10 protein-coding genes and 1 pseudogene are annotated in these 13,928 nt (G+C 65.7%); 4 read left to right on the top strand and 7 right to left on the bottom strand.

The window, feature by feature from the left end; all coding sequences use genetic code 11:
• The first annotated feature begins 749 nt into the window (after positions 1–749).
• The 3 genes from L6444_RS12995 (at position 750) to L6444_RS12985 (ending at position 4,664) form a co-directional block, all read left to right on the top strand.
• A complete protein-coding gene (locus L6444_RS12995; protein ID WP_236983113.1) occupies positions 750–1,022 on the top strand; it encodes a hypothetical protein in 273 nt (90 codons plus the stop codon).
• Between the two features lie 428 nt (positions 1,023–1,450).
• The gene (locus L6444_RS12990) at positions 1,451–1,792 is read left to right on the top strand and encodes a hypothetical protein (RefSeq protein ID WP_236983112.1); all 342 of its coding nucleotides are present in this window, start codon (positions 1,451–1,453) and stop codon (positions 1,790–1,792) included.
• 2,128 nt (positions 1,793–3,920) lie between these two features.
• Entirely contained in the window at positions 3,921–4,664 is a 744-nt protein-coding gene (locus tag L6444_RS12985) for a DUF5632 domain-containing protein (RefSeq protein ID WP_236983109.1), read from the top strand.
• Positions 4,665–4,716: 52 nt separating this feature from the next.
• Here L6444_RS12985 and L6444_RS12980 read toward each other — a convergent pair whose 3' ends face one another.
• The gene (locus L6444_RS12980) at positions 4,717–5,844 is read right to left on the bottom strand and encodes a M24 family metallopeptidase (protein WP_236983107.1); all 1,128 of its coding nucleotides are present in this window, start codon (positions 5,842–5,844) and stop codon (positions 4,717–4,719) included.
• A 40-nt stretch (positions 5,845–5,884) separates the two neighbouring features.
• Between L6444_RS12980 and L6444_RS12975 the strand changes: the two genes are divergently transcribed.
• Positions 5,885–6,835, top strand: coding sequence for a 5'-3' exonuclease (locus tag L6444_RS12975; protein ID WP_236983105.1), 951 nt, complete (start codon positions 5,885–5,887; stop codon positions 6,833–6,835).
• Positions 6,836–6,837: 2 nt separating this feature from the next.
• Here the strand turns inward: L6444_RS12975 and L6444_RS12970 are convergent, their stop codons facing one another.
• The 6 genes and pseudogenes from L6444_RS12970 to L6444_RS12945 form a co-directional block, all read right to left on the bottom strand.
• On the bottom strand, positions 6,838–7,557 hold the full coding sequence (locus L6444_RS12970) for a DUF4333 domain-containing protein (protein WP_236983103.1): 720 nt from the start codon (positions 7,555–7,557) through the stop codon (positions 6,838–6,840).
• A gap of 62 nt (positions 7,558–7,619) precedes the next feature.
• Positions 7,620–10,374, bottom strand: a pseudogene (locus tag L6444_RS12965) (DEAD/DEAH box helicase).
• 222 nt (positions 10,375–10,596) lie between these two features.
• On the bottom strand, positions 10,597–11,550 hold the full coding sequence (gene tatC / locus L6444_RS12960) for a twin-arginine translocase subunit TatC (protein WP_236983101.1): 954 nt from the start codon (positions 11,548–11,550) through the stop codon (positions 10,597–10,599).
• 20 nt (positions 11,551–11,570) lie between these two features.
• Positions 11,571–11,822 carry a Sec-independent protein translocase subunit TatA gene (gene tatA / locus L6444_RS12955; RefSeq protein ID WP_236983097.1) on the bottom strand — a complete coding sequence of 84 codons (252 nt, stop codon included), beginning with the start codon at positions 11,820–11,822 and terminating at the stop codon, positions 11,571–11,573.
• Between the two features lie 91 nt (positions 11,823–11,913).
• Positions 11,914–12,882: a helix-turn-helix transcriptional regulator gene (locus L6444_RS12950; protein WP_236983095.1), complete on the bottom strand. Its 969-nt coding sequence runs from the start codon at positions 12,880–12,882 to the stop codon at positions 11,914–11,916.
• The gene (locus L6444_RS12945; protein ID WP_236983087.1) at positions 12,879–13,889 is read right to left on the bottom strand and encodes a helix-turn-helix transcriptional regulator; all 1,011 of its coding nucleotides are present in this window, start codon (positions 13,887–13,889) and stop codon (positions 12,879–12,881) included. The genes L6444_RS12950 and L6444_RS12945 overlap by 4 nt, the downstream gene beginning before the upstream one ends.
• Positions 13,890–13,928: the final 39 nt, after the last annotated feature.

Raw genomic sequence — 13,928 nt, 5'->3', positions numbered from 1 at the left:
TGATGATTAAGATCTAGAAGTAATGTCCCAATGTAAGGTTAACCGCGGCTAATACACGCGAAGCATTTACACATTTTTTTCGGATGTTCTAAAAACAGCACAAGACATTCCATTAGCAGAACAGCGAGGACTTACTGCAGACGATCTACGCAGATCGGTTAATAAGGGAGAGATACGCGCGGGACGTGGCGAGCAGGAATGCAGCCAAAGAACGATTTTATGGTACTGCGCATGAAAGTATCGTTGCTTTACGACAAGACTTGACTGCCCTTGCGGCAGAAGGAAACCAAGAAAATTGAAGCGTGCGGAGGCGACGGCGACTCGCAGGGTTAACGCATGCGGCGGGCTGCGGGCGGGCCGGTAGCGGGCGGCGGGCGGTCGGCAAACTTTCAACCCGCCCTTAGATTCCTTGCTCAACTGGCAGATTCAGCACCGACCAGCAAAGAGTGACTGGCGGATGCGCGGATCAAAGATACGATCCACGCGTGTCGACTCTGCCTCCACCGCAGCCCTCGCCTATGCCCTGGCCTCCGGTTGGGCCTTCGCCGCGCCGGCCGTCGCGATTGCTCCCGCTTGCGTCGCTGGGACTCGCTCTCGTAGCGATCGGCGTCGCCGTGGGCGCATGGTTGCGCCCGATCCCGCAGTACCATCCGCCTGCGCCACCGACGTACACGAGTCAGCAGATTGCGGACGCGAAAGCGAAGGTGTGCGCTGCGTACGGAAGCGTCCATAGTGCAGTAGGAATTAACATGGCCCGGGATCTGGGGCCAGACCCGACGGCTGAGTTGACCGTGGCGGTCGGTGCACGACAATCGCTAATCGCGGGCAGTCAGTACCTTCTTACTACACTTGCCGACGAACCGGCTGTGGCACCAGACCTAGCATCAGCGATTCACAAGCTTGCAGTTCTGTTCCAGGGTTATGCCATGAATTATCTCAATGGTCAGACAAATGCCGAAATGGCGTCGAGTTTAAGAGATGGAGATGAAACTACATCGGTAATTGAGAAATTGTGCCAATGACTGAGTTTCCCCCAGGTAGGTGGTCGTATTTAATTATCGGAGACCAATGGCCCACCGATCAGGATCTTACAGCACTCAATATCGGAAGGAATAACCGCGAAGCGCTAGAATCTAGCTTCACTCACTTTGTCACTCTCCTACGCGCCGCTCAGACAGGACCGTTTAGTAATCAACGCGGTTTAACCGCCGAAGATCTTCGCAACGCTTTTCGCCACGGAGAAAAAGCTGTTCAGCGAGTCGCAGAAAAGAACACCATTAAAGCGTCCGCATATCGCATGGCCTACGACAGCGTGTTGAGCCTTCAGCATGATCTCACGAAACAATTGCGACGGAAGCTAGAGCGTCGCAGGTGGGCGCTTTCTGCGCGGTCCGGTGTGGAGGGGGAGTTCATCTGCGCCGGGTGCGGCAGTAACAGTTGAAAGGGTGCTATGAGCGGCGGGGACGGCGATCAGCTGAGGATCATCCTCGACCAGCTTTCGCAGCTGCTCGGGGTCCCGGCGCCGCCGATGATCACGTCTGACCAGCTGGCAACGGGCAGCTCGGCGATAAGCCAGTTACTCCGGGCGTTGGGTGCGGCGGCCAACGCTGGCGATGCCGCCGACAACGGCGAGGCCCAGGCCGGGCACGCCGAGCGCGAAGCGAAAACCAATGAGGCGCTGGCCAAGTTCCCCGCCAACGAAGAGCAGGCAGCCACGCGATTGGCCGGTGTGGCGACACGACGGATTGTGCTGCCGGATAAGAAGCGTGCGGACGGCGACGGCGACTCGTAGCCGTTCCGTGCGCGGCGGGTTAGTGGCGCAAATTATGTTCAGTCCGAAACTGCTGTTTGACATGCAATTCTGAGTATGTCAGCAAAGGGCGACTGGCGAATTTGCGGATCAACGATACGATCCACCCGTGTCGACTCAGCCTGCTCCGCAGCCCTCGCCTACACCCTGGCCACCGGTTGGACCGCCGCGCCGGTCGTCGCAATTGCCAGCACTTGCGTCACTGGGACTCGCTCTCGTAGCGATCGGCGTCGCCGTGGGCGCATGGTTGCGCCCGATCCCCCAGTACCATCCGCCTGCGCCACCGACGTACACGAGTCAGCAGATTGCGGACGCGAAAGCGAAGGTGTGCGCTGCATACGGCATGGTAAGTAGAGCAATTGCAGCTACGAGTTCACGCGACAAGGGCTCCGACTATACGACGCAGCTTGCCTCAGCTGTAAACGCTCGTCAGGCGCTCCTCGCGGGCAGCAGTTATCTTTCAACAACTCTCGAAAATGAGCCAGCAACTCCGCCGGACCTCGTGAGGGAGGTTCACAAGCTTTCGAACGCGTACCAACAACTTGCGATCAAACTTCTGGGCGACTCTCCTGAGGCTGATATAAATTCCTCCGTGCATTCCGGTGACGAAGCAACAACGACCGTCGAAGGTCTCTGCAAATGAGGAGATTCGGCTACAGTGACTGATTTACCTCCTGGCGAATGGACAGCAATCCTTGTCGGCGACCAATGGCCAGACTCCGGAGATGTCGCAGCACTCGCGGACGCAGGCCTCCATCGCACGAACACGGAAGCGGCGTTTCATCTTTTTGCTGACCAGTTGCGTAATGCACAGCGGGGCCCGCTCGCGCCTCAACATGGGCTAACGGCTGACGATCTCCGTGAAAAATTTCGCTTCGGTGAACATCTCGCGCAGTATGTTTCGGAAAAGAATGGTACTAAACAAAGGGCATACGCTACCGCTCTTGAGAGCATTGAAACTCTTCGACAAGAGCTTACCGCTCTAGCCGCCGAGGGCAATCAGGAGATTAAAGCCATCCAGAACTCGAAAGCCGATTCCTCTACGAAACAAACTCAGATTATCGCCGCGATACATCGATATCGAGCGCTGGCAAACCTCGCTGCGGCAAAGGCCGGTGCTAGCATCTTAGATGCGATTCAGCGAATTCTCGACGGAGAAGGGCGCGGTCAATCCGCGCGCGATTATGCGCGAACACAGGGCGCGAATCTCGAGGAAATGTTCCGCCAACCGGATGACGAGTCAGAACTGAACGCGCGAGTACACGCCGCGCTCAATAATCCCACATCACCGTTGGGCCAGCTCTCGAATTTTAAGAACCCTTCGGCACCTCCGTTACCACAGCAAGGAAGCACTGACCGGCTCGCGGCAACCGCCGGAGTAGGCACTTCACCGCACGGCAGTCACGCTCGTCCATACAATTCATTGCCGACAAATTCGCACCCATCCATGGCCGCTAGTGCGACGGCTGCGGCAAACCCTTCAGGACAGGGACCACAAACCCAAGCTGTCGCAAGTCACCCGTTCCAAGGTCGGGCGCCATCCGTAACTCCACCACCGACCAATTCCATGGTGCCGACTGCTCCGACAGTCTCCATGCCTAAGCCGCCAAGTTCGCCGTTACAGGAGCTGCCAACAAGTGTCGCCATACCACCGCAACTCACCCCATCCGAACTAGCACAGAGCTTCAACCGAGGCCTCGAGTCCGGCGCACCTTTCTCCGCCGCCGCCCCCTCGCTGCCGCACGCCGCGACCACCTCGACCGAACCGCAGATCGCCCACCCGATACCGACGACCCCAGCAGCCGTATCCACACCGCAATTGCATCTGCCGGTGACTGATTCGCCGGCACCTGTTCATCACGCGCCCGCTCCCGAGGCCACACCACCGGCCCCGCAGACTGTCGCCGCTGCACCGCCGCCTATCGCGCCCGCCGTCGCACCGCCGGCAGTCGGCTCGCTTCCGTCATACGGCGCGGATCTGCGGCCCCCGATTTCGACAACCTTGACTCCTCCGGCGCCGCCAAGCCCGCCACCACCGGTACCGGGCACGCCGGCATCGGCGCCCGTCAGCCCTGCATCCGGCCAGTCCGGCACTGGGCAGCCCACCGTCGTGCGTCAGACGCCCACGTCGACTCCCCCGCCACCGTCGTCGGGAACGCACGTGGCCGCGCACGCCGTCGCCGCAACCGCCACCGGCGCCGCCGCGGGCGAGGCCTCAGCCAACGCAACCGCCAAGGCGCGCCTGCAACGCTTGGTCAACGCCGTTGCCCGCCAGCAACCTCGTCTCGCCTGGGCCGCTGGGGAACGTCCCGACGGAACCACCCTTTTGACAACGGATTTGGCTTGCGGATGGGTGCCGCCGGGCATCGATCTGCCGGCTGCGGTAAAGCTGCTGCAACCGGCCCGCCGGCGCGGCACCCTGGAATCCCTGCTCGGTGAGGTTGCCGTCACCGCCAGTTACGCACCGATCCACCAACTGCCGGATGAGGACGACATCCCAGCGACGGCGACCTCGCCGCGACCCCGATCCACCACGGAGATAAAGGAATTCGGCTGGCAGCTGACACAGGCCACCCAGTGGCGCGACGGCCTACCGCGCCTGGCGCATACGTTAGCCAAAGCAGCCTGCGCGGGCACCGGCGTGTTGGACTCCGAGATCGACCTTCTGCAAGAGCACCTGGACGCGATCAGCACCAAGGTGCTCGACAGCTACCCCGGTCGCGTCGACCGCCACGATGTCGGCAACTGGCAGCTGCTGGCAGCGCTCGATGCGCTCATCGCCGGCGACAAGACAGCCGCCAACTACCACCTCGCGTGGTTCGTGGCCTGCAAGTCCGAGCCCACGCCGGGGTAGTCCGCAACGAACAAGGGCGTCCAATGCCGGCTGACGAGCATCAGCCCAGCACTCAATCGACCGGCACCACGATCAAATCGTGCGGCCGGTTGTTGACCGAAACCGCGCCGTCGTCGGTCACCACCACAATGTCCTCGATGCGGGCACCCCACCGGCCCGGGAAATAGATACCCGGCTCAATCGAAAACGCCATCCCCGCCCTCAGAGGCAAAGAATTGCGTGCGACGATGTAGGGCTCTTCGTGCACGCTCAGTCCGATGCCGTGCCCGGTGCGGTGCACGAAATAGTCACCAAGTCCGGCTTCCGCCAACACATCTCGTGCGGCAGCGTCTACCTGCTCGGCCGTCACTCCCGGGCGGACTACGTCGAAAGCCGCGCGTTGCGCCCGCTGTAGCAGCGAATATTGTTGCGCCACTTCCGCACTCGGCTCACCAATGCTGTAGGTGCGGGTCGAATCGGAGTGATACCCGGGCTCGTAAGTGCCGCCGATGTCGACCACCACGATGTCCCCCGCCGCCAACTCGCGATCTGAATACCCGTGATGCGGGTCGGCGCCGTGCGGGCCCGATCCGACGATGATGAACGCGACATCGGAATGGCCTTCGGCGACAATTGCTTTGGAGATATCAGCGGCGACGTCGGCCTCGGTGCGGCCTGGGACCAGCATCGAAGGAACACGAGCATGCACCCGGTCGATCGCCTCACCCGCCTTAACCAGCGCGTCGATCTCCGCTTCCTCCTTGACCATTCGCAGCTCGCGTAACACGTCAGTGGCCAGCACCGGCATCACACCCAGCGCTTCGGCCAGCGGCAGCAGATGCAACGCCGGCATGGAGTCCGCCACCGCCGCGGCCGCCGCGACATCACCCAACGCGGTGGCCACCAACTCATACGGGCTCTCCCCGTCGACCCAGTCCCGCACCCGCAGCCCCAATTCCACTGCGGCCGAATCCTTCAACGATGCGAGCTCCAGCCGCGGCAACACCACCGTCGGGTCGCCGTCCGCGGGCAGCACCAGAGCCGTCAGTCGCTCAAAGGTCTCCGCGCGCGAGCCCAGCAGATATCGCAGGTCATAACCCGGAGTGATCACCAGACCGGCCAGACCGGCCCGGGCAGCCAACTCAGCGGCGGCCTCCAGCCGCCGCGCATAGACCGCAGCGTCGAATCGATGGGAGTTCATGGCAGCCAGGCTATCCGGCCCACCTGGCAGTATGGTCCGCATGCCCGCTCCCCTTGTGCTGCTGGACGGTGCCAGCATGTGGTTTCGCTCGTTCTTCGGGGTGCCGTCATCGATCAAATCTCCGGACGGACGGCCCGTCAACGCCGTTCGGGGCTTCATCGACTCGATGGCCGTGGTGATAGGCCAGCAGAAGCCGGGCCGGCTGGCGGTGTGCCTGGACCTGGACTGGCGCCCACAATTCCGGGTCGACCTCATCCCGTCGTACAAAGCGCACCGGGTCGCCGAGGAAGAACCCGCGGGCCAACCCGACATCGAGGAAGTGCCCGACGAGCTGTCGCCGCAGGTCGAGATGATCATGGAGTTACTCGACGCGTTCGGTATCCCTACCGCGGGCGCACCCGGCTTCGAGGCCGACGACGTGCTGGGCACCCTGGCCGCCGCGGAGAAAGACGATCCGGTGGTGGTGGTCAGTGGAGACCGCGACCTACTGCAGGTGGTGTCCGACGATCCCGTCCCGGTCCGGGTGCTCTACCTGGGCCGGGGTCTGGCGAAAGCGTCCTTGTTCGGGCCGAAGGAAGTGGCCGAACAGTACGGGGTGCCGGTGGATCGGGCCGGCCCCGCCTACGCCGAACTGGCGCTGCTGCGCGGCGACCCGTCCGACGGCCTGCCCGGTGTGCCGGGAGTCGGGGAGAAGACGGCGGCCACCCTACTGGGTCAGCACGGCTCGCTGGAGCAGATCCTGTCCGCGGCCGACGACCCCAAGTCCAAGATGGCCAAAGGACTGCGGGCCAAGCTGCGCGCCGCCGCCGACTACATCGAGGCCGCCGGCGCCGTGGTGCGGGTGGCCACCGACGCACCCGTCACGTTGTCGACGCCGACAGACACGCTGCCGCTGCACGCTGCGAACCCCAAGCGCACAGCGGAATTGGCCAGCCGTTACGGCGTGGGCTCCTCGATCTCGCGACTGCAGAAAGCGCTCGACGCGCTCTAGACCTACTGAGGGCGGCCGACCTCGTAGGTGCCCTTGTCGTCCTGGAACGTCACCGTGACGTGCTTGGACGCGCCGTCGATGCTGACAGTGCAGTCGAAGGTGCCGCCCTTCTTCACCTTCGGGTTGGCGCCGTTGTTGCACTTGACGTCTTTGACGTTCTTAGCGCCGTAACCGTTGGTTTCGTCGGTCAGGATCTGCTGCACACCGGAGTTGGCCTTGCTGACGTCCAGCTCGGTGGTGATGAAAAACCCGGGCACGACGAAGCCGAGTATCCCGATGACGACGAGGAACAGCGCCGCGATCCCGCCGACCACACCGAAAATGAACCCTTTGGAGCGCTTGCGGCCCGCCCCGGGCTGGACGTACGGCGCCTGCCCCGGGTATTGCCCCGGCTGGCCGTACTGGCCGGGCTGACCCGGCTGACCGTACTGGGGGGTCTGGCCGTACTGCTGGGCCGGCTGGCCGTACTGCGGCGTCTGACCGTACTGCGGGGCCGCGCCGTACTGGGTGGCTGCCGAGTTGGGGTCGTAACCGGGCTGGGAGTACTGCGGATAGGCGGTCTCAGCCTGCTGTTGGTAACCCGGGTACTCCGCGGCCGGATATGACTGCGCATGCCAGGTCGCGTCCTGACCGCCCGGCTGCTGCTGCCAGGGCGACCCGGCCATCGTCGGGTCCGAGGAACCCTGGCCTGGCTGCTGCCACCTGGGGTCCGGTCCACTCATCGTTGCTCCTCAGTCCAATCTTGCGCGGCACAGTCCGGATGTAACCGTAGCTCGGGCCAAGCCTACCCGGCATCAACTGCGACGACGCCGCGCCGAACATCATTGATAGCGCGCTTGGCTGCCGCCCGCACGTCGGGATCGGGTGCGGCGTTGCGCACCTGGTCGAGCAGGTCGAGCACCTGACGGCACCAGCGCACGAAGTCCCCCCGCCGACATCGGTGACCCGCTGCCCACGGCATCGGCGGCGTCCAGGGCCGCCGCCAGGTCCCCGGTGCGCGCCCACCGGTAGATCACCGACACGAAGCCGTCGTCGGGTTCGCGGCTCTGCGTGATCCGGTGGGTTTGTTCGTCGGCCCGCAGCGCCGTCGACAACCGGGCCGTCTGCAGCAGCGCCTGGCGCAGCGCCGGGGTGGGGACGTCGCGGCCGAACGGTGCGCCCGGACCGTCACCGCCGCGCGCCTCGTAGAGCACCGCCGATACCACCGCCGCCAGCTCGGGGGGCTTCAGACCCGCCCACGCGCCGGTGCGCAGGCACTCGGCCACCAGCAGGTCGCTCTCGCTGTAGATGCGGGCCAGCAGCCTGCCGTCGTCGGTGACGCGCGGATCGTCGGCGGGGCCCTGGATGAACTCGCGCTCGGTCAGCAACCCGACGATCCGGTCGAAGGTACGCGCCAGCGAGTTGGTGGCGGCGGCCACCTTGCGTTCCAGCTGCGCGTTGTCGCGTTCGATGCGCAAGTAGCGTTCGGCCTGGCGGACCTGCTCCTCGACGCCCGGCGAATTGTGCAACGGATGGCGCCGCAATTGTTCACGCGCCGAAGCCAATTCGGGATCGTAGTGCGCGTTCTCCTTGTCCCGCCGGGCTTTCGGGATGGCCAGTCCCTCAGCGGCCGACAGCAACGCCGACGCCAGGTCGCGCCGTACCCGCGGCTGGCGGTGTTCGACCCGCTTGGGCAGCGTCATCGTCCCGATCAGCGGCGTAGTGCCCGAATAGTCCGCCGAGGAGATCCGCCCGGCCCAGCGGTGTTCGGTCAGCACGAGCGGCCGAGGGTCGTCGCGGTCGCGTGCGGATTCCAGGACGACGGCCAGGCCACCGCGGCGACCGTGGGTGATGGTGATGATGTCGCCGCGGCGCAGCGCGGCCAGCGCGTCGGAGGCCGCCTGGCGCCGGTGCAGTCGGGAGGCGCGGGCCTGGGAGCGATTCAGGTCGGTGATCTGCGCGCGCAGCCGGGCGTACTCCAGGACGGGTGCGTCGTGTCCGCCGATCTCGGCGGCGATCTCGTCGAGCATGGATTTTCCGCGTTCGATGCCGCGCACCAGCCCGACCACCGACCGGTCCGCCTGATACTGCGCGAACGACTGCTCCAGCAGCCGGTGCGCCTGCTCCGGCCCCAGCTGACGGACCAGGTTGATCGTCATGTTGTACGACGGCGCGAACGAACTACGCAGCGGAAAGGTACGCGTGGAGGCCAGGCCCGCCACCTCGGACGGCTCGACGTCCGGCGTCCACAGCACCACCGCGTGGCCCTCGACGTCGATGCCGCGCCGACCTGCCCGACCGGTCAGCTGCGTGTACTCCCCCGGGGTCAGCGGCACATGCTGCTCTCCGTTGAACTTCACCAGCTTCTCCAGCACCACGGTGCGGGCCGGCATGTTGATCCCCAACGCCAGGGTCTCGGTGGCGAACACGGCCTTGACCAGGCCCGCGGTGAACAATTCCTCGACGGTGTGACGGAACGCCGGCAACATCCCGGCGTGGTGGGCGGCCAGGCCACGCAGTAGGCCTTCGCGCCATTCGTAGTAGCCCAGCACCGCCAGGTCGGCGTCGGCCAGGTCGCCGCAGCGATGCTCGATGACCTCCGCGATCTGCGCGCGTTCGGCCTGGGTGGTCAGCTTCAGCGGTGAACGCAGGCACTGCTGGACGGCGGCATCGCAGCCGACGCGGGAGAACACGAACGTGATCGCCGGAAGCAGTCCCGCGGAGTCCAGGGCCGCGATCACGTCCGGGCGCGCCGGTGGCCGGTAGAAGCGGGGGCGCTCGGGCCTGCCCTGATGCCGCCGACGGGGTTGCCAGTCCGTCATCCGGTCGGCTTCGCGGCGATGCGCGATGTGGCGGGTCAGGTCGGGGTTGACGTGCGGTTTTCCCTTGGGGGACGTGGGTTGGGCGCCGTCTCGGCGGTAGTCGAAGAGGTCGAAGAGTCGCTTGCCGACCAGGACGTGTTGCCATAGCGGCACCGGCCGGTGCTCGTCGACGACGACCGTGGTGTCGCCGCGGACGGTCTGGATCCAGCCACCGAACTCCTCGGCGTTACTGACCGTCGCCGACAAGCTCACCAAGCGCACCTCGTCGGGCAGGTGCAGGATGACCTCTTCCCACACCGGGCCTCGCATCCGGTCGGCCAGAAAATGCACCTCGTCCATCACGACATGCGAAAGCCCTTGCAGCGCAGCAGAATCCGCGTAGAGCATGTTGCGCAGCACCTCGGTGGTCATCACCACCACCGGAGCGTCGGCGTTGACCGACAGGTCGCCGGTCAACAGGCCGATCTTGTCCTTGCCGTAGCGGGCGGTGAAGTCGGTGTGCTTTTGATTGCTCAGCGCCTTCAACGGCGTGGTGTAGAAGCACTTGCCGCCACCGGCCAGCGCAAGGTGCACGGCGAATTCGCCGACTATCGTCTTGCCCGCCCCGGTCGGCGCGCAAACCAGCACGCCGTGGCCCTGCTCGAGCGCGGCGCAGGCGCGCCGCTGAAAGTCGTCGAGCTTGAACGACAACTCGGCGGCGAAGCGGGTCAGCTCGGGCGGATCAGGAGACGCCGTCATGCATTCCGTCCTGCGCGAGCGTCCCCAAAACGACGGTCGAGAGGCCGTTTGACCATACATATGGGGACGCTCGCGGCACGGTGGCCCGCGCTCGCGGCACGGTGGTGTGCGCTCGCGGCACGGTGGTGTGCGCCCGCGGCACGGTGGCCCGCACTTGCGGCACGGTGGTATGCGCTCACGACAAGGCGGTATGCGCTCGCGCTCAGCAAACGAGCCACCGGATCAGGTGACGTCGTCATGCGTCACGCCGATCACCGAGGGCGCCGGAATCGGCGAGGGCGGCTCGATCACCGAGGCTTCGTCGTCGGGAATCGCGGCGGCCTCCCGCTTGGCTTTGCGCTTGTCGTGCAGCCGAGCGATCTGGATGGCGAACTCGAGCAGAACCGTCAGTGCCAATCCGAGCGCTGTCATCGAGAACGGATCCGAGCCGGGTGTGAACACCGCCGCAAACAGGAACATCGTGAAGATCAGGCCACGCCGCCAAGCCTTGAGCCGCTCGTAGGTCAGCACACCGACGAAGTTCAGCATCACGATCAGCAGCGGAAATTCGAAGCTGACGCCGAACACCACCAGCAGATTGATCAAGAATCCGAAATAACGGTCGCCGGACAACGCCGTCACCTGGACGTCGCTGCCGACCGTCAACAAGAAGCTCAGCGCCTTGGACAACACCAGGTAAGCCAGCCCCGCGCCCGCCACGAACAAAAACGCCGCCGGGATCACGAACGCGACCGCGAACCGGCGTTCCTTCTTGTACAGACCGGGCGTGACGAACGCCCACAACTCGTAGAACCACACCGGGCAGGCCAGCACCACCCCGGCCGTCATCCCGACCTTGAGCCGCAACATGAACTGGTCGAACGGGGCCGTGGCCAGCAAGCGGCACTGGCCGTCGGCGCTGATGCTGGCGCGCGCCGACTGCGGCAGCGCACAGTACGGATGCCGCAGCCACTCGCCTAGGCTCTCCAGCCCGAAGATCGGGTGCGAATACCAGACGAAGCCGAAACCCGTGGTCACCAGGATCGCAGCGATAGAGATCAACAGCCGGGCACGCAACTCGGTCAGATGGTCGACCAGCGACATCGTCCCGTCGGGGTTGACCCGGCTGCGCCGGTTACGCGGGTCGAGCCGTCTGAGAGGACCTAGAGCGCGCGCTGAGGCCCTGGAACCTTTCACCAGGTCAGGATGACGCCGGACTAGGCCGGCCGCGCCTCGGTGTGACCCTGCTCGGCACCCGTCGGGGGTTCGACGCGCTGCGACTGCACCGGCGTGGGCGACTCGATCGAGGCCTCGGCCTTGTTCTCGCTCTGCATCTCGCGGACTTCGGACTTGAAGATCCGCAACGACTTACCCAACGAACGGGCCGCATCGGGGAGCCGCTTGGCACCGAACAGCACGATCACCACAATGGCCAGGATCACCCAGTGCCACGGTTGAAGACTGCCCACTTTGATTACCTCCAGACGTTGGCCCCGATGTTACCGCAGGACGGGCCCACCCCTGGGACAAGCGAGTCGCGCGCCGCGGCTCAACACGGCATCAGCCGAGCTCAGCGGCCTGGTACGCCGCGAGAGCCGCCTCCGCGGCCCCGCGGACCCGCTGCGCCAGCGACTCCGGCGCCAGCACCGTCACCTCGGCTCCGAAGCCCAGCAACAGCCGCGTCATCCAATCCTCGGAGGCATAGGTCATCGTCACCTCACACGAACCGTCGGGCAGCTCGCGGGCGTCGCGCATCGGGTAGTACTCGAACATCCACGACGCCGACGGCGCCACCCGCAGCGTGGCCGCCGGCAGCGACGGGTCGCCGTCGAATAGCGACGTGTCCGGCGGCGACTGCACCGCCGGTTCCGGTGGTGTGGCGGGTTCGCGCAGGTCGCTGGCATCGACGATGCGGTCGAACCGGAACAGCCGCACCCCCTCCGCCTCGCGCGACCACGCCTCCAGATAGCTGTGACCGCCGATCAGCAACACCCGGATCGGGTCGACCGTGCGGGTGGTCAGCGAATCGTGCGAGGCCGCGTAGTAGTCGATGGACAGGGCGTGCTTGTCCCGGACGGCGGCGCGCACGGTGGCGGCCGCGCTGCTCTCCAGCGCAGCCGGTTCGTCGACGGCGGTCGCGGCGTTCTCGTGCCCGACGGCGCCGGCCGCGGCGGCGATCTTGGCGATGGCGCTGCGGGCGGCCTGCGGATCCACCACGCCGGGGATATCCGCCAGCGCCCGCAGTGCCACCAACAAGCCGGTCGCCTCGGGCGAGGTCAACCGCAGCGGCCGGTCGATACCCGCCGAGAACGTCACCTGGACCGTGTCGCCGGAAAACTCGAAATCGATGAGATCGCCGGGCAGATAACCCGGCAGGCCGCACATCCACAGCTGGTTCAGGTCGGCCTCGAGCTGCTTGTCGGACACGCCGAGCTTGGCCGCCGCCTCGGCCTTGGTGATGCGCGGGTTGGCGGTCAGGTACGGCACCATGTTCAGCAGCCGCACCAGCCGATTCGACAGTTCGGTCATGCCGGCGGCTCCCCGATTCCGGCGGCCGCACGCAGCCGGTCCAGCACGTCCTCGCGCAGCGACGGCGGCGCCACGACGATCGCATCCGCACCGTAGCCGGTGACGTCGCGCGCCAACCGGTCGCTGGACCCGATGTCGATCTCGATCACTTCGCCGTCGCGTCCGGCCAGCCGCCGCGGTCCCAGCGACCTGCCAGCGCGGCGCAGCGCGGTGGCCCGCCCGTCGGCAACCCAGACGGTGGCCTGGGCACCCGAGGGCGCTTCGGCCTCGGCTACGGCGGCGGCCACGATCGCGGACAGGTCGAGTCCGTCGGGCACCCTGACTGCGCCGGGTTCCCCGACGGGCTTCACACCGGCGCCGATACGTGAGATCCGGAAGGTGCGGGTGGCGTTGCGGTCCCGGTCATGGCCGACCAGATACCAGCGGCCCTTCTCGGTGATCACCCCCCACGGCTCCACGGTGCGGGTGACATACGGCTCGGCGCGCGACGGCCGGTGCGGGAACTGGACGGCCTGCCGGGATTCGATGGCCGCCAACAGGATTCCCAGCACGTCCTCCGACCCGCGCAGGCCGGGTACCCCCGGCGGCGACGCGATGGCCACCGGCGCGCTTTCGAAGGGGTCGACGTCCACGCCGGCGGCGCGCAGCTTGAGCAGGGCGCCCTGGGTGGCGGTGATCAGTTCGGGCGATTCCCAGAGTTGGGTCGCCACGGCCACTGCGGCCGCCTCCTCCGCGGTCAGCTCGACGGGCGGCAGCGCGTAGGCCTCCCGGTTGATCCGGTACCCCTCGGTGGGGTCCAGTTTCGACACCCGGCCGACCTCCAGCGGGATACCGAGGTCGCGCAACTCGTTCTTGTCGCGTTCGAACATCCGCGAGAACGCCTCGGTGGTGGGGCTCTCGGAGTAGCCGGCCACGCTGGTGCGGATTTTGTCGGCGGTGATGTAGCCGCGCGTCGACAGCAGCGCGATGACGAGGTTCACCAACCGTTCGATCTTCGACGTCGCCACGGGTTCCCACCTTAAAGAATCGCCGCCGAGCGTGAACTC

It is taken from the genome of Mycobacterium kiyosense, from assembly GCA_021654635.1.
In the GTDB taxonomy this organism is placed as follows: domain Bacteria; phylum Actinomycetota; class Actinomycetes; order Mycobacteriales; family Mycobacteriaceae; genus Mycobacterium; species Mycobacterium kiyosense.
This window is presented reverse-complemented; position numbering and strand designations above follow the sequence as displayed.